This window comes from Rickettsiales bacterium, from assembly GCA_033762595.1.
Classification (GTDB): Bacteria; Pseudomonadota; Alphaproteobacteria; order Rickettsiales; family UBA8987; genus JANPLD01.
This window is the reverse complement of the sequence record JANRLM010000034.1, coordinates 15,234-35,041: the sequence shown is the minus strand read 5'-3', so window position 1 is coordinate 35,041 and position 19,808 is coordinate 15,234. Positions and strand designations below refer to the sequence as shown.

Sequence of the window (19,808 nt, the reverse complement as noted above, 5' to 3'; positions counted from 1 at the left end):
ACTTATCAGCACTTTCATCGCATTTGATTATCTGTGATAATTACAAAAAATTTTCAAGGGTTTACTATCAAAGAATATGAAATTCTTGATAGCACAAACGAGGAAGCAAAAAGAATTTTGCAGTCGCAAAAAAATATTTCCCTACATAAAAATATTATTATCGCAAACTCCCAAACCGCTGGAAAAGGTAGATATGAGAGGGAGTGGATTTCAGAAGAGGGAAATTTATTCGCAAGTTTTATTTTTGATGTTAGCAAAGAAAATAGTCCCCAAAATTTCTCTTATTTTTTTGCCTTAGCGATAGCTAAACTTCTTGAAAATCTTGGGCTTTTGCCAGTTATAAAATGGCCAAATGATGTGCTTATTGATGATAAAAAAATCTGTGGCATATTACTTGAAAAACAAGGTGATTTTTTAATCTGTGGCGTTGGGCTGAACATCAAATCTTCACCACAATATTTAATTGATAGAAAAACTACCTGCCTTGCAGATCTAGGTTTTGAGCGGGATAAAAATTTTTGCCTTAATGAAATCATTAAAAATTTAGATGCAATTTTATTAGAAGAAAAAAATTTCGGTTTTGCAAAAATTGCAGAAAAAATAAATTCCTACCTCAAGAAAAATTTCGCTGAAATAAATTTATATAACAAAAAAATTGCAGGTGAAATAATCATGGTTGATAATGAAGGCTTGCTTGAATTTAAGGTGGGTGATGAATTAAAAAAGTTATCTAGCGGTGAGGTTTTTTTCTTATGAAACCCTCTATAATCCTAACCCGCCCTGAAAAAGATAATATAAAATTTAGCTCAAAAATTTCTGAGGTTAACAAGGGAAGTAACATTATAAATCTGCCACTTATTGAAATAGAAATTTTAGGAAGAGAAATAAATTTTCCAGAAAATTCTAATCTGATTATTACTTCTGCAAATGGGGTAGAAGCCCTTTCAAAGAATACAAAAATTAGAAATTTTAATATTATTACCGCTGGTGATAATTCAGCAGAAATTGCTAGTAAATTAGGTTTTCAGAGGGTTTTTTCCGCCTATAAAAAGAAATCAAAAATTTCAGGTGAGATTGCAATTGCAAATTTTATTAAAGAAAATTTTTCAAAAGGTGAAAAATTTATTCATATTTCTGCTGATGTAACTAAAGGGAATCTTGAAAAATTAATCGTTGCAGAAAATTTTTTCTATAAGAGAGAAATTTTTTATAAGTCAAAACAAAATAAATTATCTAAAGAAAAAATTAAGGAAATCCAAGCATTACAAGAATGTTTAGTGGTGTTTTTTTCAGAGCGAACGGCAAAAATATTTATTGATAATTTTATAGATTTATCAAAATTTTCTGCAGTTACTCTAAGCAAGCAGATTGCTGATTCTATTGCAAATTATAATTTCGCAAATATCATATATCCAGAATTTCCAACCGAAAATTCTCTAATTGAAATAATAAATAAATTATGAAGGCAGTAATACTTGCAGGTGGGCTTGGCACTAGAATTTCTGAGGAAACACAGCTAAAACCAAAGCCAATGATAGAAATAGGCGGTAAGCCAATTCTCTGGCATATTATGAAAATTTATTCGCATTATGGAATAAATGATTTTGTAATTTGCCTGGGTTATAAGGGCTATTTTATCAAAGAATATTTCGCAAATTACTATCGCCATATGTCTGATGTAACCTATGATTTGAGCGATAACAGCGTAAAAATTCACAATTCAAGCTCTGAGCCTTGGAAGGTTACGCTGATTGATACTGGTGAAGATTCTATGACAGGTGGCCGTGTAAAATTAATCAAAGATTATATTGATGGTGAAAATTTTTGTATGACATACGGAGATGGCGTTGCGAATGTAGATATAAAAGCAGAAATTGAATTCCATCTAAAACATAAAAAAATTGCGACAATGCTTGCCACTAAGCCACCCGGAAGATTTGGTGCAGTGCAGATGCAAAATGATGGGGTTGTAACAGAATTTCTTGAAAAGCCCGCTGGTGATGGCGGTTATATTAATGGTGGTTTTTTTGTTCTTAATAGAAAAATTTTTGATTACATTGATAATTCAAAAACAATTTTTGAAAGAGAGCCCCTTGAAAATTTAGCAAAAGATAAGCAATTAGTTTCCTACAAGCATGATGGTTTTTGGCACGCTATGGATACCTTACGAGATAAACTTCATCTAGAAGATTTATGGCTTAAAAATAAAGCTGAATGGCGAATTTGGGATAATAAAAAATGAATAATTTCTCTAAATTTTTTTCTGGTAAAAAGATTTTTCTAACTGGGCATACTGGCTTTAAGGGCAGTTGGGCAAGTATAGCACTAAAAAATTTAGGGGCAAAAATTTATGGTTTTGCCTTACCGCCTGAAAATTTTAGAGGCAGCATGTTTGAAAGCCTTAAAATCTCTGAAACCTTGGATTTTAGCGAATTTGGCGATATAAGGGATTCTCAAAAATTAAAAAAATCTATTCAAAAATTTGAGCCTGAAATAATTTTGCATCTAGCAGCACAGCCAATTGTTTTGAGATCCTATAAAAACCCAGTAAATAATTTTGAAACAAACTTAATGGGTTTGATTAATCTGTTTGAAGCTTGCAGAGAAACTAGTTCCGTGCAAACCATTTTGAATGTTACTTCTGATAAATGCTATGAAAATAACGAAGAAAAAAGAGATTTTATTGAATCAGATAAATTAGGCGGTAAAGACCCTTATTCGGCTTCCAAAGCCTGTGCTGAGATTATTAGCAATTCCTACCGCGAATCATTTTTCAACAAAAAAAATATTGAGCTTGCAACTGCAAGAGCTGGCAATGTTATAGGTGGCGGCGATTTTTCAGAGAATCGTTTAGTGCCAGATATATTTGAGGCAATTACAAAAAATCAAGAAATCTCTATAAGAAATCCAAGGGCAATTCGGCCTTGGCAACATGTTTTAGAAAGTATAAATGGCTATTTAACCCTTATTTATAAAATTTCTCAAGAGCCAAAAAAATATAATCAGGCTTATAATTTTGGCCCTGATAAAGAGGAAGAAAAAATTGATGTAGAAAATTTAACCAAAATATTTTTGGAGAATTTTAATTCAGAAAATAAAATTTCCTATAAAATTGAAGCTGATGAAAATGCTTTATATGAGGCTAAATTTCTTGGTCTTGATAATAGCAAGGCAAAAAATGAACTAGGCTGGAAGCCAAAATTAAAGCCATACGAAGCCATAAAATTAACAGCGGAGTGGTATAATTTCTATCTTAAAAATTCAGATAATCCCAAAAATCTTAGAGATTTTACAGATAAACAAATTATTGAAAATATAATTTCATAAAAAAACCCCACTTGAAGTGGGGTTTTGGAATAAGATAAGTAATATTCTTTGAGAATTATCTCTTAGAGAACTGGAAGCTTCTACGAGCTTTTTTGTGACCGAATTTCTCACGCTCAACAACTCTAGGATCACGAGTTAAGAAGCCAGATTTTCTAAGTGGCGAATGGTTAACTTCAGGGTTATAATTATCTAAAGCTCTGCTGATTCCGTGTCTAATAGCACCAGCTTGACCAGATAATCCGCCACCTTCAACGGTTGCAAAAACATCAAACTTACTTGTTGAATTAACAACATCAAATGGCTGGTTAACAATCATTTGTAATACTGGGCGTTTAAGATATGCTTTGATATCTTGACCGTTAATTGTAAATTTACCAGTGCCGGGTTTAATCCAAACTCTAGCAGAGGCATCTTTCCTTCTACCAGTGCCGTAAGCTCTGCCTTGTGCATCTAATTTAGCAGTTTTTCTAGAAGAAACATCATCATTTGCAACTTCAGCAGAAGCAACTTTCTTCTTAGATTTCTTTAATTCTGTTGTTGGGATATTAATCATAAAAATAAGTTATTATTTTGTTCTAAACCTTTTATTTTTCTCATTAAGAGAGGCAATATCATAAGGAATTGGGTTTTGTGCTTGGTGAGGGTGATTTGAACCCGCATAAACAAATAATTTGTTGAATTGAGCTCTACCTAAAACATCTTCACGAGAAATCATTCTTTGCACTGCTTTTTCAATAATAAATTCAGGCTTTTTACCAGCAAGAACTTTGAAAGGTGTAGTTTCTTTAATACCACCTGCGAAACCAGTATGGCGGTAATATGTTTTATCACGTAATTTGTTATTGCCTTTTAAGCAAACTTTCTCAGCATTGATAACAACAACATAATCACCAACATCTTGGTTTGGGGTATATGTAGGTTTATTCTTACCACGAAGTAACTTTGCAACTTCAGAAGCAAGCCTTCCTGCGACTAAATCAGTGGCATCAACTAAGTGCCAATTGCGTTTAACTGAAGCAGGTGTAAAGGTTTTTGTAGCTTTATTTTTCATCTTAAAAATACTAATTTGGGAATGCCTATTTACAGATATTCCCCGAAGTGTCAAGGGAAAAAGTGGAAATGAGGTTCTAGGGGCTAGGGGTAAGGTGTTAGAGGGGGGGATTTAGGGGTTGGGAGATGGGAACACGAGTCATAATATCTAAATAGAAAAACCTATAGCCGGATTTCTCTCTTCGTTCGAAATGACCTAACTCCCAATGCCCTTATTCCATCATCTACCCTTTAGCGAGTGGGTGGTTGGCTTCCACGAAGTTTTTTAGCTTACTTATATTAGTGTGGGTATAAATTTGCGTGGTGGATATATCGCTATGACCAAGGATTTCTTGTAAAACTCTTAAATCCAAGCCTTTATCAAGAATATTAGTCGCAAAAGAATGGCGTAATATATGTGGGGAGATTTTACTAGGTGAAATCCCAGCCTTCAAAGCATACTCCTTAAGAATATTTGCAACCTGTTGCCTTGTTATAAAGCCCGATTTATTGCTAGATGGAAATAAATAATTTTTTTTGTGAGCCAAACTAATTTTAGGCATATTTTCTTGCTTTTCAGCCAGGTAATCTTTCAAAAAAACCAGATATTTGCTAATATTTTTATGCAGATTTTCTGAAATTGGAACGAGCCTCTCTTTATTGCCCTTGCCAGAAATTATCATAAAATATTTATCCTTGCCTTGATAATTGGCTTTTTGAATATCGGTAATTTTTAGATTTATAACCTCAGAAACCCTCAATCCCGCTTGCGATAAAATTTCCAGCAAGCATATAATGCGATATGATTTATAATTTTCGCCCTCAAGAAGAGCTTGATTTTTAATCGTATCAATTTCATTTTCGGTAAGAAATTTTGGCAGATTTTTCTCTTTTTTAGGAAGTAAAATATTTTTTGCAGGGTTTTTGCTAATATGATTTTCACTATGCAAAAAATGATAAAATTGCCTGATTGCAGATATTTTTCTACTAATAGAACTTGCTTTGAAATGCTTGTTTAAGCTAGAAATATATTCATCAATAAGGTTTTTATCCGCCTCTAACAAAGGCTTTTTTATTGCCTCAGAGAATTGCTGTAAATCTCGCTGATAAGATTCAAGGGTGTTTTTGCTGGCATTCTTTTCAGAAGCAAGCATTGATATAAAATCTTCAATTGCCGAAATTGAGTTTTTCATTTTTTATTTCCTTCCGAACCTCTTTAATTTCAGGCTGAATATCAGATTTATAGAGGAAAACCGCCCCAATTAAGAAAATTAAAATAAATATAATTAATTTTTTCACTTTAAGTAATTTTTGTTATAATAACTTTTATAAATTAAAATTTAATCTAATTAAAGTTTATTTAAGTTGAAAGATAAATCTTCAAATAATTACTATAAATCTGTTTTAGATGCAAGAAACTCTCAGATAGTTCTGCTTGGAATGATGGGAACTGGCAAAACAACGCTTGGGCGAAAATTAGCTAAAAATCTTGAAATAGAATTTTTTGACATTGATTTAGAAGTTGAAGGCGATATTGGCCACAGCATAAGTTGGATTTTTGAGAATATTGGCGAGAAAGAATTTCGCAAAATGGAGCATCAAAAAATTAAATCTCTGCTGGAAAATAAAAAACCTAAAGTTATTGCACTTGGTGGCGGGGCTTTTCTGAACGAAGATTCTCGCAAAATTATTAAAGAAAACGCAGTTTCAGTTTGGCTAAAAGCTAGTGCGGAAACTATTTTTAGAAGGGTTTCAGCAAGAAAAGATAGGCCACTTCTTGAAACTGAAGATGATAAATTAGCTTTGGTTAAAAAAATAATGAAAGACAGGGAAGAAGTTTATTCTAAAGCTGATTTAATAACAATTACAGATAACACATCACAGAAAAAAGTTTTAGAAAAAATAATTACCGAAATTGCAATTTTTATAAATAAGAAAAAAATCAATAATGCCAATTAGCAAAGTAAATGTTAGCCTAGAAAATTCACCTTATGATATTTTTATCGGTGAAAATTTAATGGAAAATGTTGGGGGATATCTTGAAAAAACCCTCAAGAAAAAAGGAAAAATTTTTATCATCGCCGATGAAAATACTTCAAAATTATTTGCGAAGAAAATTACTAAATCTCTTAAATCTAGCGGTTTTGATTTTGCAGAAATAATTTTGCCCGCAGGTGAGAAAACCAAGAATTTTAAGCATCTGCAATATATTATTGATGAAGTTTTTAAGCACCAGCCGGAGCGTTCTTCAACGCTTTTAGCCTTGGGTGGTGGAGTGGTTGGCGATATTACTGGCTTTTCAGCAAGTGTCATTTTGCGTGGAATAAATTTTGTGCAGATTCCAACAAGCTTACTTGCAATGGTGGATAGCTCTGTTGGCGGAAAAACAGGGATAAATTTATCTTATGGCAAAAATTTAGTGGGTAGTTTTTATCAACCAAAAATTGTTCTAGCAGATATTAACGCTCTAAAAACCCTGCCTGAAAGGGAGCTTCAAGCTGGATTTGCTGAGATTGTAAAATATGGTTTGATTGATGATAAAAAATTCTTTGAATATTTAGAGAAGCAAAATGATTTTTCTGAAATTGCTTATATGATTGAAAAATCTTGCCAAGCAAAAGCAAGGATTGTTGCGGAAGATGAGAAGGAAGCCGGCAAGCGTGCATTGCTAAATCTTGGGCATACTTTTGGCCACGCTTATGAAGCTTTGCTAGATTTTAGTGGAAAATTACTTCACGGCGAAGCCGTTGCAATTGGTATGGCACAAGCCTTCCGATTTTCTGAAATGCTAGAAATTTGCCCGAAAAATACCGCTGATAGAGTTGAAAATTTACTAAAAAAATTTGGCTTAAGAACTAGGGTTTCAGAGCTTAAAAAGAAATTTAAGATAGATGAAATTGTAAGCCTTATGTATCAAGATAAAAAAGTTTCGGATAAAAAACTTACATTTATTTTGGCTAATGATATTGGTAAATCCTTCATCAAAAAAGATGTTGATGAAAAAATCTTACGAAAATATTTAGAGAGAGATATTATATTATGAAGAAAATATTATTATTTTTAATTACGCTTTTTATATTTTCATTTGCGAAAAGTAGCTTTGCAAACTCGCAGATTTTATATCAAAATTATCAAGATGAAATTAATTCCGCACAAATTTATTTGAATAAACTCAAAACTCTCAGTGCGAAATTTATTCAATTGAACCCTGATAGCACTTCAATTGTGAATGGTGAGTTTTTCTTGGAAAGGCCGGGCAAACTTTTGATAAGATATAACAGCCCTTTCAAAATGGATTATTTTATTATTAATGAAAATTTTATCCAATATGATTATGATTTAGACCAAGTAACAAGGGCGGATACTGGCAAAAGCCCATTAAATATCCTGCTTTATAAAGGCGTGAATTTGCAAAATAATAAATTGATGGATTTAACAAATATTTCTTCTGAAAAGAACTTTTTTGAGCTTTATTTTGTGAACAAAACTGAAGATTTATCTGAAGAAGTTTCAGGGTTAATTCTAAAATTTACGAAGTTACCTGTGGAGTTAATTTCTATCAAAAGGGTTGATGAAAGCGGAAAAACTACTGAGTTAGTGCTTTCAAATATTCAACAAGATAGAAAATTTGACAACACAATTTTCAACTTTAGAAGACCATCTAAAAAATATCCAACAGCGAAATAGATTAGATTTTGTTAAATTATCAGTTGTTTTTTCTCTTTAGTGTCACCCCGCAATAAATGCGGGGTGACAACTGGAGGTTAAGGAGTTTAAATCTATACTTAGCTAAAATAGTAAGTTAGGCAATATTGAACAAAGTGGATTGAGATTAGCAATAAAACAGGCGAAATATCAACACCATTAATTGGTTTTATATATTTTCTAATTTTATTTAATATTGGCTCAATTACGCCAGATAAAAAGCCCATAATTCGGCTAACTAGCGGCTGATATTTATTCACAATTTCAAAATAAATTAGCAACTGAACTATTATATAAACAAAAATTACTAGAGAAAATAACTCTAAAATTAAATTAATTAGTGCGATAAAAGGTGGTAACATAAAATCCTCTCATTGTTGATTATTAATCGTTTTTTTCTCTCATTGGCATTTTGAAAACCACAACATTTCCTCTGCCCCAATATTCAATAGAGTTCGGGTTCATTATGTGAGCCATTGCAATTCCCCTGCCGTTAGGGTCAGTCATTCTTGAAGGTTCAAAATCAAGATATTCTTCCCAATTAAAACCTTTGCCTTCATCTTTAATTACTACGGAATAAATGCCTTCTTTTTCTTTTTTGAAAAGCTCTATAATAACTTTTTTATCAATATTTACAGGGTTTTTGGCTCTATTTTCAATTTCTTCATCATATCTGTTTTCAAGTAATAATTTTGCTTTTTCTTCAAAGCCAATTTCAAAATTTCCGTGTTCAATAGCATTTATCAAAAGTGCGGTTAAACCAATAACAAACTTGCTAGGATCAGCACTGAAGCGGGCAAGATAATTTGCAAGTTTTCTGGCTTCTTCAAAGGTTTTTATTTCAAAATTAGCTGATTTTATGCTATCTATAATGGTATATGCATTACCAACTTCGCTTTTGAGATTTTCGCTATTTAATTTTTCACGAATTGCAGATTTTACAATTGATACCAAAACCGCGTGTGCATAAGGTTTGGTAATATAATAATAAGCACCACTTTCAATGCCTTCAACATTCTTCTTTTCCTGCGTCATAGCGGTTTGCATTATCACAGGAATATTCTTTGTTTCGTTGTTAGATTTTAATCTTTTTAGAACTTCAATGCCGTCAATACCGGGCATCATTATATCAAGCAGAACAACATCAATTTTTTTGGAGTTTTGATTAATAAAATCAAGGGCATCATTGCCATTTGTGAAAGTATGGCACTCAAAACCACCCATTTTTAGGTGCTTTTCAAGAATTTCAAGGTTAAATTCTTCATCATCAACGCAAACAGCAACTGGAATTTTGGAAGAAATATTCCCTTCCTCAGCAGCTAGTTTTACTTGGTTTTCCATTAATTTTGACATAAATTTATCTCCTATATGATTTTAGCTGGTTGCGTTGGAATTGTGAAGGAAAAAATTGCTCCGCCATATTCCGAATTTTTACACCAAATATCACCACCTTGCCCTTGGATAATTTCTTTAACAATAGAAAGCCCAAGGCCTGTGCCACCTGCACCTGATTTTGTTTTGCTACTTTGAACAAATTTATCAAAAATTGTCTCAAGCTCCTCAGTTGGAATTCCAACGCCTTGATCAGAAATTGAACAAATAAGAAAGTTGCCAGCTTGCGTGAGTTTGAAATCAATTTTTATAAACCCACCATTTGGAGAAAATTTAATGGCGTTTGAAATTAAATTAGAGAAAACCTGCACCATTTTTTGATTATCAAAATATGCTATCATTTTAGCATCTTGCTTACTAACTGAAATTCTAAGCTTTTTATTATCAAGTAATTTTTGAAACTCACTAATTACTGAATTTAGAGGTACTTCAATGTTATTAGCTTTAATGTTGAAGGTCATCTTACCTGATTCAAGTTTAGATAAATCAAGCAAATTATTAAGCAAAGTTAAAAGCCTTTTGCCACTTGTTTCAATTTTATTGAAATAATTTTTTAGTTCATCTCTATCAACTTTATCAAATTCTGTTCTACCAAATTCAGCAAAACTGAGGATTGCATGCATTGGCGTTCTAAGTTCGTGGCTCATATTTGCCAAAAATTCTGATTTTGCTTCATTGGCTCTTTCTGCAATTTGCTTGGCTTTTTCAAGTTCTTTAGTTCTTTCAAAAACTTTATTTTCAAGGTTAGAATTTGCTTCTTTAACGGCGTTTTCCCTGATTTTAATTTGAAGCAACATTTCATTAAAAGCATCAACTAAAACACCAAGCTCATCATTAGTTTTTTTCTTTACAACTATATCATAATTGCCTTGCTCAGTAACTTCACGAGAGGCAAGGAATAAGCGATTTATAGGCCTATCAATCACCTTAGAAAACGCCTTAGAAACAACATAAGCTATAATCACACCAATTATAAGGGCAAGCAAGCTATATATGAGATATTTTTCTATTGCTTTATCAACATCTTTCAAGTCAGAGGTTATATTGACATAACCAATTAAATCATCTTTGATTTTTATAGTATAAAAAACATTGAGATATTTTCCTTCAAATTCATGACCTGTTAGAAAAATATTTTTACAAGGAATTTTATTTTTATCCTCTCTGTGATATTCAACAAAAAGCTCCTCACTTGCGTTATAAAGGCAGGCGGTTCGCACTGATTTTCTAACAGAGAGAGCGGTTAGATTTTCCTTTGCGGTTCTTTCATCATAAAATTCAATTGCAACGGTGCTTCTATTGCCAACTAGCTCTGCTAGAACTTGCATTTCTTGAATAAGGTTTTCCTTGATTCTTGCGGTAGAAAAATAAATAAAAAACCCAAGAACGAAAATTATTGAGATAAAACTTGTAAAAATTACAATGAATAGGATTTTTTTTCTAATCGCAAGCTGAAGAAAAAACTTATTTAGCCTATTAAAAAGCATTAAAAAATATTGGTTGGAAGACAAATTATTCTAATAACCAAATTTATTTTAATCAAAATTTTTTGAGTTCTAGCAGGCAGGCATCGCCATATGAGAAAAATCTGTATTTATTTTGCACCGCAAATTCATATAATTTTTTGGTATTTTCATAGCCGATAAAAGCACTTACTAACATCATCAGTGTAGATTTTGGCAAATGAAAATTTGTGATTAAAAAATCAGGTATTTTGAATTTATATGAAGGATAAATAAAAATATCTGTATCGCCAAAAAAGCCTTTTATTTCGCCATTTTCAAAGGGTGCTGATTCTAAAGCTCTTAGTGAAGTTGTGCCAACCACAATAATTTTTTTGCCTTGTTTTTTGGCTTGATTTATTGTGTTTGCGGTTTCGTCAGAGATTTCAAAATATTCGCTGTGCATTTTGTGATCGGTAATATTATCAACTTTTACTGGTAGAAAAGTGCCAGCACCAACATTTAGGGTTATAAAACTTAAGATGACCCCTTTATTTTTGAGTCTTTCAAGCAATTCTTCTGTGAAGTGCAAGCCTGCCGTTGGGGCTGCAACTGAACCCTCTTTTTCAGCATAAATTGTTTGATAATTTTCCTTATCGCTTTCATCGGGTTTGCGTTTTTTTGCGATATAAGGGGGCAGGGGCATTGATCCATATTTTGCGAGTTTTTGGAAAAATTCAATTTCTGATAAATTAAATTCAAGCTGTATTTCACCAAAATTCTTTGCGATAATTTTTGCCTTAAACTCATCTGCAATTTCAAAAGAATTACCAATAATGAATTTTTTAGCTGGCTTACAAAAGGCACTCCAGATAGTTTTTTCATTATCTTTTGATAAAATTTTTAGAAGCGTTACTTCGCATTTGCTATTGCTAACACTGCCTTCTAGCCTTGCTGGGATAACTTTTGTATTATTAAAAACAATAACATCACCAGCAGTTACAAAGTTTATAATATCTTTGAAAATATGCTCTGAAATTTTGCCTTCAGCAAAACGGAGCAGCCTGCTTTCATCTCTATTTTTTAGAGGCTTTTCCGCAATTAATTCTTCCGGCAAATAATAGTCAAAATCTGAGAGTTTGTGCATTTATCTATCTAATTATATTCAATCAAGAATGGTGATTTTTAAGTTTGTATGAGGAATAATTTTCTTAAATCCTTTATCATAAGTTATTAATTCTTCACATTCAGCTTCTGCAATTGCAGTGTGAATACAATCATTTATATTTGTAAAGCCAACTTTTCTTGAGAGGTTTAATGCTCTATAATATATTTCTTGAAGATTTATATCCTCACTTAACTCAATAAGTAAATTTGATAGGTCTTCTATAGTGATATTTTCTATCTTATTTTTTGCTAAAACATAGCAAGTTTCTTGAACCAAAGGATATGAGGAAAATAGCTTTTTATTTTTTATAGCATCTAGAAAAATCTTTTCACATAATTTTTTTTTATTTCCATCCAAAATGGAATTAATTAAAACATTAGTATCAAGATAAATCATTTTTTTAGAAAAATTATAGGTTTGATTCGTTAGCAAGTTCGTCTATATTAACCCCTTCAGGAATGCGAATTCCAGCACAAGCTTTTTGAATGCGTTTGAATGCTTCAATTCTTTTTTTTACTGCCTCGTCGCTATCAACATCTTCAATAGTAACCCTTATATTGCTTTTAGCTGGGAAGCGATCAATGTAAGATGTAATGCTATGCTGAAGTTGTTCAATAGTTGTTTCAAATGTTGTTTGCATAATTATTTCTCCTAAGGGCATTATAAACTAAGTTAGTAGAAAAATAAATAGGTAGTTTAGCGGAAACTTACAAGCCTAAGGCTTTGCCACGAGCTTTGGCTTTGCTTCTGCCAATGCGAATGCGACTTCTCATAACGCCAAGTTTTTTGGCTCTTTCGTGATGATTTTGTATAATTTCTTGTTTCATAGAACCTAGTTTTCCAGCAATATCTTGGTCAATCCCTTCATTTGGATCAACATTCATTAAACCTTCTGATTCATAGCCCTGTTCCCTTGCCTGCTCTGCTGCCTCAATATGCTGGCGATGAACCATCGCTTTCAAATCGCGTTTCTGCCTTGCCCTTATCTTTTCTAATTTTGTATCGTGGTCATGCGACATTAGGGCAGAAATTTGTTATTTTTTATCAGAAGATTTTCTTCTATGCAAATTATCACGCAGGGCTTTTGCCAAATTTTGCTTTTTGGAATTATTCTTTTGGTTATCTTTATTATTTTGCTTGGACATTTTTAGGGGTAACTAATTACACTAATTAAGCTATAACAATCTTGAATTGTAATTCAATTATGTAAATTTACCACTTATTTACTTGTTGAGGGAGAAAATTTTTTGCTTTACTTTTGCTAATTTTCTAAAGCCTGAGGGAGTTTTGCTGCCATATAAGTGATTGTTCCAGCACCCATACAAATTACAATATCCCCTTGTTCTATAACATCTTTTAGGGTTTTTGCCAAATCAGAATCTGAATTGAGAGAAACCGCTTGCTTACCTGTTTTTCTAACTTCTTCGGCTAGGCGGTGGTGATTCACATTTTCAATCGGGGTTTCACCTGCGGAATACATTTCAGTGATTATAACATAATCAGCGGAAGAAAAACTATTCACAAAATCAGAGAATAAATCATTAAGTCTAGTATATCTATGCGGTTGCATAACCGCTATAACCTTACCTTTTTTGCCGTGCTGAAAATGTTTGCCAGCGGAAAGCGTTGCTTTAATTTCCTCTGGGTGGTGGGCGTAATCATCAACTATTGTAACCCCATTTGTAACCCCAGTTATAGTAAATCTGCGTTTTACGCCTGAGAAATTCGCCAATGCTTCAATAATTTTCTCAATCGGAATATTAATACTTAAGCCAACCGCAATGGCAGCAAGCGAGTTTTCAATATTATGCTTGCCAAAACAAGGGAGTTTAACTTGATAAGTTTCCTTGTTGTTTGTGCTTGAAAGATTATCACTTATATCAATATTATAAAGGCTGTAGCCTTCTTGAAACTCAAGATTATAGCCATAAATATCAGCATCTTTATCAATCATTGAGTAATATAAAATTTTTCTATTCTCAGTTGATTTTGCGATTTTATAAGCAAGCGAGTGATCTTTATTAACCACTGCAAACCCATAAAATGGAAGCCTTGCTAGGAATGCCCTGAAGCCTTCTTCAAGTTTTTCAACGCTGCCCCAATAATCCATATGCTCAGGGTCAATGTTAGTAATTACGCCGATTGTAGAGGGGATTTTGATGAAGGTTCCATCACTTTCATCAGCTTCCGCAACCAGCCAATCACCACTTCCAAGCCGAGCATTTGAGCCAATGCTATTGATAATACCACCATTAATTATAGTGGGCGAAAGCCCCGCAAAATCAAGTATGTGTGCTATCATTGAAGTAGTAGTGGTTTTGCCGTGCGAACCAGCAATTGCGATGGTTGCCTTAAGGCGAGTGAGTTCCGCAAGCATTTCAGAACGAGCTACAATCGGCAGATTTTCTGCTTTTGAGGCGATAATCTCAGGGTTATCAGCCTGCACCGCGGTTGATTTCACAACTACAGAAGCACCAGTAATATTTTCCTTATTATGCCCAATAAAAACCTTGATACCCAAGGCTTGTAGCCTTTTTACATTATAATTTTCAGATATATCTGAACCCTGCACTTTATAGCCCATATTATGCAGAATTTCAGCAATACCACTCATACCAATTCCGCCAATTCCAATCATATGAATTGTGCCAATATCAAAGGGAATAAAGCGAAGTGAAGAATATTTTTTGTTTGAGTTTATCATAAATCAACCACACCTTAGAACTGAATTTAGAATTATTGTTGCACCGACTGCCTCAACGGATTTTTCCTTACTGATTTTAATTTTATATCTGCCACCACGAACAATCTCCTCATAATTATCATCAGAAATTATGCTATAACAAACCCCTGTGTGATAATGGAAATTCTTAGCTTCAAAGATGTTCAAGCTAAGTTTGAAATTACCAATTTTTTTTAGTAAATCTTTTATAATAAGCTCTAAATTTTTGATTATAAATTCAACATCTTTTGGCAGTTTTTTATTAATTTCTGCAAGTATTTTTATCGCTTCTTTCGCATCAGATGCTTCATCGCATTTCTTGATAATTTTTGCTATTTGCTTGGTTTCTGGAAGGGATTGAAGATAATTCAGATTCTTATCTTCAATCGCTTTTTTAATTAATTTATATTTTGAATTTTCAACCATTCCTAAAAAATTTAACAGCAAAGATGGGATACAAAAATCTATGGTAAAACTATTAATTTTTAGAGTTTTGAGGGCTTTATAAATTATCTCTAAAATTTTTGAATCAGCGGAAATATCACTTTCATTTATTAGCTCTAAACCAGTTTGGGTAATCTGCCTTTCTGCGAATTTACCTTTGCCGTTTTTTCTAAAAACCTGCCCTGAATATGAGATTTTTATTGGCTTTTTGATGATTTCAATCTCAAATCTATCCTTAATAATTCTCGCAATTTGCGGGGTAATATCATTTCGCAAAACCATCATTTTACCAGAAATTGGATCAGTAACTTTGAAAAACTCTGAGGAGTGATTTTTATCCAAAGATTGCTCAAACTCCATAATAGATGGGCGAACGAAATTAAAGCCCTCACGCCTGAAAAGCTTGATGATTTGCAAGTTGGTTTCAAGTTCTTTGAAAGCCATTTCAGATATTTGATCATAAAAACCTGAAGGCAGAAGATTTTTCGGACTATTCAAAGGAATTTAGTTTTAAGTTGTTTTTATTGTAAATTTATTAAAGCAATTTATTATAAATTGAAATAAAAATTACAATCAATGAAAACGCTTGAAAATACCATATCGCCATCAATTCTTAGAAAATCGCTGGATAGCCTCAAGAAATCTAAAAATTTCTGCGAAATTAGCCTAGAACACCCTTCTGATGCTTTCCTGTGTCAAATTCTTGATGTTAGTGAAATTATGATTTTAGCTCGTAAAATTCTGCCTGATAGTGGCGGTTTTGATGGGTTTTCTCTGCTTTTTTATGATAATCTCGCAACTCTCTCTTGGGAAGGCGAGTTGCTTGAGCAATTGGAAATTCTTCTTGAAGAAAAATCAAAAAATAACGCAAATCCGCTTGAAAAAATCTCTAATATCAATATTCACAATCATTTTTTTAAGGTTATAAAAACTATAAATTCACTTTTTGGCCATATTTCAGTTTATGATGCCAAAACCGCGAATGATTTTTATTTTGGCCAAGTGCAAGATATTGATGAAGAATTTATGTTGCTTCGTTTAATTGGTGATAAATATTCTTACGACGATAGAAAAATAATTATCCGCCTTGCAGATATTGGGCGTATTGATTTTGGCGGTGTTTATGATGAAAATATGCTTAAACTTCACAAAATTAAGAAAACAAAAGCGAGATAAATAATTAAATGAGTAAAACAAAATACATATTCATAACTGGTGGGGTGGTTTCATCACTTGGGAAGGGCATTGCCTCTGCAAGCCTTGGGGCTTTGTTGCAGGCAAGGGGTTATAATGTTCGCCTTAGAAAACTTGATCCGTATCTTAATATTGACCCCGGCACAATGAATCCAATTCAGCACGGAGAGGTTTTTGTAACCGATGATGGTGCAGAAACAGATTTGGATTTAGGGCATTATGAGAGATTCACCAATGTTAGCGCAAGAAAAAGTGATAGCGTTACTTCTGGCAGAATTTACTCCAACCTACTCGCAAAAGAAAGGCGAGGGGATTATTTGGGTGCAACTGTTCAAGTTATTCCTCACGTTACAAATTTAATTAAAGAATTTATCACTGCTGATGTTATTGGCGTTGATTTTCTAATCTGTGAAATTGGAGGAACGGTTGGCGATATTGAGGCTTTGCCTTTCTTTGAAGCCATCAGGCAGCTTGGCAATGAGCTTGGTGAGGAGAACACTCTTTACCTTCATCTAACGCTTGTTCCTTATATTTCAGCCGCGAAAGAACTTAAAACCAAGCCAACACAACATTCAGTAAAAGAGCTTAGAAGCATTGGTATTCAGCCAGATATTTTACTTTGTAGAACCGAATACCCAATCTCACAATCTGATAAACAAAAAATCGCTTTGTTCTGTAACCTAAAGCCAGAGAGGGTTATAGAAGCCCGTGATATTGATAGCATATACAAAGTGCCAACGGAATATCACAAAGAAGGGCTTGATGTGCAGATTCTAAAAAAATTTGGTTTGGATTTTGAATCAAAGCCTAACCTTGCTATATGGGAAGAAATCTCAGAAAAAATCAGTAATCCTAAAGATGGCGAAGTATGTGTTGCGATAGTTGGTAAATATACTGCCCTTGCGGATTCCTATAAATCTATTATGGAAGCCCTTTGCCACGCTGGCATTGCCAATGATGTGAAGGTGAAAGTGAAGTGGGTTAATTCACGGCTTTTTAATGATGATAATATCGCAAAAGAATTTGAGGGTGTTGATGCAATTTTAGTGCCGGGGGCGTTTGGTAATGAAGGCTCTGAGGGTAAGATTTCCTCAATAAAATATGCTAGGGAAAATAAAATTCCATATTTTGGAATTTGTTTTGGAATGCAAATGGCAGTTATAGAAACCGCAAGAAATGTCGCAAATATTAAAGATGCAACTTCCTCTGAATTCACTCCAGCTAAAGACCCACTTGTAGGGCTAATGAAAGAATGGCAAAAAGGTGATGAGAAGGAAACCCGTTCAATCGGTGGTAATCTAGGCGGAACAATGCGTTTAGGTGCTTATGATTGTGTTATAAAAGAGGGCAGTTTAGCCCATAAAATTTATCAAAGCACTGAAATTTCAGAAAGGCATCGCCATAGATATGAAGTGAATATTAATTATAAAGAGAAGCTAGAGGCTTGTGGAATGGTGTTTTCAGGCCTTTCACCAGATGGCAAGCTACCAGAAATTATTGAGTTAAAAAACCACCCATTTTTTATAGCAGTGCAATTTCACCCTGAGTTAAAATCAAGACCTTTCGCTCCACACCCAATTTTCAAAGAATTCATCAAAGCAGCTAAGAAGTAGTAATTTCATATTAGATAAAACTAAAACTTAAACCCAGTTGCAACTATATACATTTCTGCGGATTCTTGGCGGCTGGCTTTAGGTTTATAATGTTTTACTTTTGCAAAATTTTTCTTAGCAATATCAAGCAGGTTTTTTTCAGCGCCGCCTTGTAAAACTTTTGCAACAAATGAGCCATTTTTCTTAAGGTTATTTACCGCAAAATCTATAGCAAGTTCTAGTAAATACATAATTTGTAGATGGTCTGTGCGTGAATGCCCCGTTGAGTTTGGTGCCATATCACTCAACACAACATCAACTTTGCCATTGGTTTTTTCAAGTAAATCCGCCAGAATTTCATTTTCAGTAAAATCACCTTTGATAAGAATGCAATTTGGAATGGAATCAACTTCCTTCAAATCAACGCCAACAATTTTAGCTTTATCACCGAGCTTTCTGGAAGCATATTGACACCAACTACCCGGTGCACAGCCCAAATCAACCACTGATTTTGCACCATTAAGAATGTTGAAATTCTCATCAATTTCTATCAGTTTATAAGCAGCTCTGCTTCTATAACCATCTTTTTTGGCTTGCTGAACGAACGGGTCATTAATTTGCCTCTCTAGCCAATCTTGTGAAGATTTTTTGAGCTTTTTCTTATCACGCAAGCGAACATTCTCAGCGGCCCTACCACCTTTTATAAGAGATGTTTTTTTAGATTTTTTATCGGACATAATTGGTAATTAGTCTTTGGTCGTTAGTAGTTAGATTGCAAAGTGATTAATATAAATAGCAAAAATCCCAACAACTAAACCCTAGCAATTACGCTACCCCAAGCAAGACCGCCGCCGATAGCTTGCATTGCAATTAAATTGCCTTTTTTGATTTTACCATTGTTAAAAGCAAAATCTAAAGCAAGTGGAATTGAAGCAGCAGATGTATTTGCGTGATCCGCAACGCAAGAAATTAGTTTCTCTTGAGGGATATTTAATTTTTTAATAACGCCATCTAAAATACGCTGATTTGCTTGATGTGGAATCACCCAATCAATTTCTTCTGCCTTAATATTTGCTTTATTTAAAGCCTCAAGAGTAACCTCAGAAAGTTTTGTTACAGCGTGTTTGAAAACTTCCCTACCTTCCATTTTTACAACTCCTGATTTCTGATTTTGGCTAACGCCACCATCAGCAAATAAAATATCTTTGGAAGTGCCATCAGTATATATTGAACAAGAGAGAATTCCTTTGTTGGTTTCTTCAGATTTTTCTAGAATTACCGCACCAGCACCATCACCAAATAAAATGCAAGTATTTCTATCTTGCCAATCAACTATACGAGACATAGTTTCCGCACCGATAACTAAAGCACGCTTAAAACCTAGGTTTTTAATGAGGGAATCCGCAGTTGCGAGTGCGTAAATAAAACCAGCACAAACCGCTTGCACATCAAAAGCGGTGGCGGTTTTTATACCGAGTTTATTTTGAATAGTAACCGCAGTTGCAGGAAATGTATTATCAGGTGTTGTGGTTGCAACAATTATTAAATCAATATCTGAAGGGTTAAGCCCTGCCTTGTTAAGTGCGTTATTGGCTGCATTTACTGCTAAGTCAGAAGTTAGTTCGGATTCATCAGCGATATGCCTTTTAACAATTCCTGTGCGTTCAATTATCCAATCATTATTAGTTTCAACAATTTTTTCTAAGTCAAAATTTGTAAGGATTTTGCTTGGTAAATAACTGCCTACCGATTTTATAATTGAAGAAACCATTTTGTAAAAAATTTATGAAAAA

Annotated in this window: 24 protein-coding genes; 9 read left to right on the top strand and 15 right to left on the bottom strand. The window is 33.4% G+C overall.

The window, feature by feature from the left end; all coding sequences use genetic code 11:
* Positions 1–33 precede the first annotated feature (33 nt).
* From SFT90_03000 to rfbG, 4 genes are read left to right on the top strand one after another with little or no spacing between them, the layout of a single operon-like run.
* Positions 34–756: a biotin--[acetyl-CoA-carboxylase] ligase gene (locus SFT90_03000; GenBank protein ID MDX1949454.1), complete on the top strand. Its 723-nt coding sequence runs from the start codon at positions 34–36 to the stop codon at positions 754–756.
* A complete protein-coding gene (locus SFT90_02995) occupies positions 753–1,463 on the top strand; it encodes a uroporphyrinogen-III synthase (GenBank protein ID MDX1949453.1) in 711 nt (236 codons plus the stop codon). The genes SFT90_03000 and SFT90_02995 overlap by 4 nt, the downstream gene beginning before the upstream one ends.
* A complete protein-coding gene (rfbF, locus tag SFT90_02990) occupies positions 1,460–2,242 on the top strand; it encodes a glucose-1-phosphate cytidylyltransferase (GenBank protein MDX1949452.1) in 783 nt (260 codons plus the stop codon). Before SFT90_02995 ends, rfbF begins: the two co-directional genes overlap by 4 nt.
* Positions 2,239–3,327: a CDP-glucose 4,6-dehydratase gene (rfbG, locus tag SFT90_02985; protein MDX1949451.1), complete on the top strand. Its 1,089-nt coding sequence runs from the start codon at positions 2,239–2,241 to the stop codon at positions 3,325–3,327. Before rfbF ends, rfbG begins: the two co-directional genes overlap by 4 nt.
* Positions 3,328–3,382: 55 nt before the next feature.
* On the opposite strand, the gene rpsI is transcribed toward rfbG, so the two are convergent.
* The 4 genes from rpsI to SFT90_02965 all read right to left on the bottom strand — a co-directional run bounded on the left by rpsI (position 3,383) and on the right by SFT90_02965 (position 5,655).
* Entirely contained in the window at positions 3,383–3,880 is a 498-nt protein-coding gene (gene rpsI / locus SFT90_02980; GenBank protein MDX1949450.1) for a 30S ribosomal protein S9, read from the bottom strand.
* Between the two features lie 12 nt (positions 3,881–3,892).
* Positions 3,893–4,378, bottom strand: a complete 486-nt coding sequence (rplM, locus tag SFT90_02975; protein MDX1949449.1) for a 50S ribosomal protein L13 — start codon at positions 4,376–4,378, stop codon at positions 3,893–3,895.
* A 223-nt stretch (positions 4,379–4,601) separates the two neighbouring features.
* Complete coding sequence (locus SFT90_02970; protein ID MDX1949448.1) at positions 4,602–5,549, bottom strand: tyrosine recombinase; 948 nt, start codon at positions 5,547–5,549, stop codon at positions 4,602–4,604.
* A complete protein-coding gene (locus tag SFT90_02965) occupies positions 5,524–5,655 on the bottom strand; it encodes a hypothetical protein (GenBank protein MDX1949447.1) in 132 nt (43 codons plus the stop codon). The genes SFT90_02970 and SFT90_02965 overlap by 26 nt, the downstream gene beginning before the upstream one ends.
* A 66-nt stretch (positions 5,656–5,721) precedes the next feature.
* Here SFT90_02965 and SFT90_02960 point away from each other — a divergent pair, with 66 nt between their 5' ends.
* From SFT90_02960 to SFT90_02950, 3 genes are read left to right on the top strand one after another with little or no spacing between them, the layout of a single operon-like run.
* Complete coding sequence (locus SFT90_02960; protein ID MDX1949446.1) at positions 5,722–6,315, top strand: shikimate kinase; 594 nt, start codon at positions 5,722–5,724, stop codon at positions 6,313–6,315.
* Entirely contained in the window at positions 6,305–7,399 is a 1,095-nt protein-coding gene (gene aroB / locus SFT90_02955) for a 3-dehydroquinate synthase (protein ID MDX1949445.1), read from the top strand. Before SFT90_02960 ends, aroB begins: the two co-directional genes overlap by 11 nt.
* A complete protein-coding gene (locus tag SFT90_02950; protein MDX1949444.1) occupies positions 7,396–8,043 on the top strand; it encodes an outer membrane lipoprotein carrier protein LolA in 648 nt (215 codons plus the stop codon). The genes aroB and SFT90_02950 overlap by 4 nt, the downstream gene beginning before the upstream one ends.
* 98 nt (positions 8,044–8,141) lie before the next feature.
* Here SFT90_02950 and SFT90_02945 read toward each other — a convergent pair whose 3' ends face one another.
* The 9 genes from SFT90_02945 to SFT90_02905 form a co-directional block, all read right to left on the bottom strand.
* Complete coding sequence (locus tag SFT90_02945) at positions 8,142–8,423, bottom strand: YggT family protein (GenBank protein ID MDX1949443.1); 282 nt, start codon at positions 8,421–8,423, stop codon at positions 8,142–8,144.
* Positions 8,424–8,445: 22 nt separating this feature from the next.
* On the bottom strand, positions 8,446–9,414 hold the full coding sequence (locus SFT90_02940; GenBank protein ID MDX1949442.1) for a response regulator: 969 nt from the start codon (positions 9,412–9,414) through the stop codon (positions 8,446–8,448).
* 11 nt (positions 9,415–9,425) lie between these two features.
* A complete protein-coding gene (locus tag SFT90_02935; protein ID MDX1949441.1) occupies positions 9,426–10,940 on the bottom strand; it encodes an ATP-binding protein in 1,515 nt (504 codons plus the stop codon).
* Between the two features lie 52 nt (positions 10,941–10,992).
* On the bottom strand, positions 10,993–12,042 hold the full coding sequence (gene queA / locus SFT90_02930; GenBank protein MDX1949440.1) for a tRNA preQ1(34) S-adenosylmethionine ribosyltransferase-isomerase QueA: 1,050 nt from the start codon (positions 12,040–12,042) through the stop codon (positions 10,993–10,995).
* A gap of 18 nt (positions 12,043–12,060) precedes the next feature.
* Positions 12,061–12,459, bottom strand: coding sequence for a PIN domain-containing protein (locus SFT90_02925; protein ID MDX1949439.1), 399 nt, complete (start codon positions 12,457–12,459; stop codon positions 12,061–12,063).
* 13 nt (positions 12,460–12,472) lie between these two features.
* A complete protein-coding gene (locus SFT90_02920; protein MDX1949438.1) occupies positions 12,473–12,703 on the bottom strand; it encodes a hypothetical protein in 231 nt (76 codons plus the stop codon).
* 67 nt (positions 12,704–12,770) lie between these two features.
* Positions 12,771–13,082, bottom strand: coding sequence for a hypothetical protein (locus SFT90_02915; protein ID MDX1949437.1), 312 nt, complete (start codon positions 13,080–13,082; stop codon positions 12,771–12,773).
* A 242-nt stretch (positions 13,083–13,324) separates the two neighbouring features.
* A complete protein-coding gene (gene murC, locus SFT90_02910) occupies positions 13,325–14,767 on the bottom strand; it encodes a UDP-N-acetylmuramate--L-alanine ligase (protein MDX1949436.1) in 1,443 nt (480 codons plus the stop codon).
* Between the two features lie 3 nt (positions 14,768–14,770).
* On the bottom strand, positions 14,771–15,727 hold the full coding sequence (locus SFT90_02905; protein ID MDX1949435.1) for an ATP phosphoribosyltransferase regulatory subunit: 957 nt from the start codon (positions 15,725–15,727) through the stop codon (positions 14,771–14,773).
* 78 nt (positions 15,728–15,805) lie between these two features.
* Between SFT90_02905 and SFT90_02900 the strand changes: the two genes are divergently transcribed.
* Entirely contained in the window at positions 15,806–16,405 is a 600-nt protein-coding gene (locus tag SFT90_02900; GenBank protein MDX1949434.1) for a hypothetical protein, read from the top strand.
* Positions 16,406–16,413: 8 nt separating this feature from the next.
* On the top strand, positions 16,414–18,036 hold the full coding sequence (locus tag SFT90_02895; GenBank protein ID MDX1949433.1) for a CTP synthase: 1,623 nt from the start codon (positions 16,414–16,416) through the stop codon (positions 18,034–18,036).
* A 20-nt stretch (positions 18,037–18,056) separates the two neighbouring features.
* Here SFT90_02895 and SFT90_02890 read toward each other — a convergent pair whose 3' ends face one another.
* Both SFT90_02890 and SFT90_02885 read right to left on the bottom strand, forming a co-directional pair.
* The gene (locus SFT90_02890) at positions 18,057–18,752 is read right to left on the bottom strand and encodes an RlmE family RNA methyltransferase (protein ID MDX1949432.1); all 696 of its coding nucleotides are present in this window, start codon (positions 18,750–18,752) and stop codon (positions 18,057–18,059) included.
* Between the two features lie 74 nt (positions 18,753–18,826).
* Entirely contained in the window at positions 18,827–19,786 is a 960-nt protein-coding gene (locus tag SFT90_02885) for a beta-ketoacyl-ACP synthase III (GenBank protein ID MDX1949431.1), read from the bottom strand.
* Between the last annotated feature and the right edge of the window lie 22 nt (positions 19,787–19,808).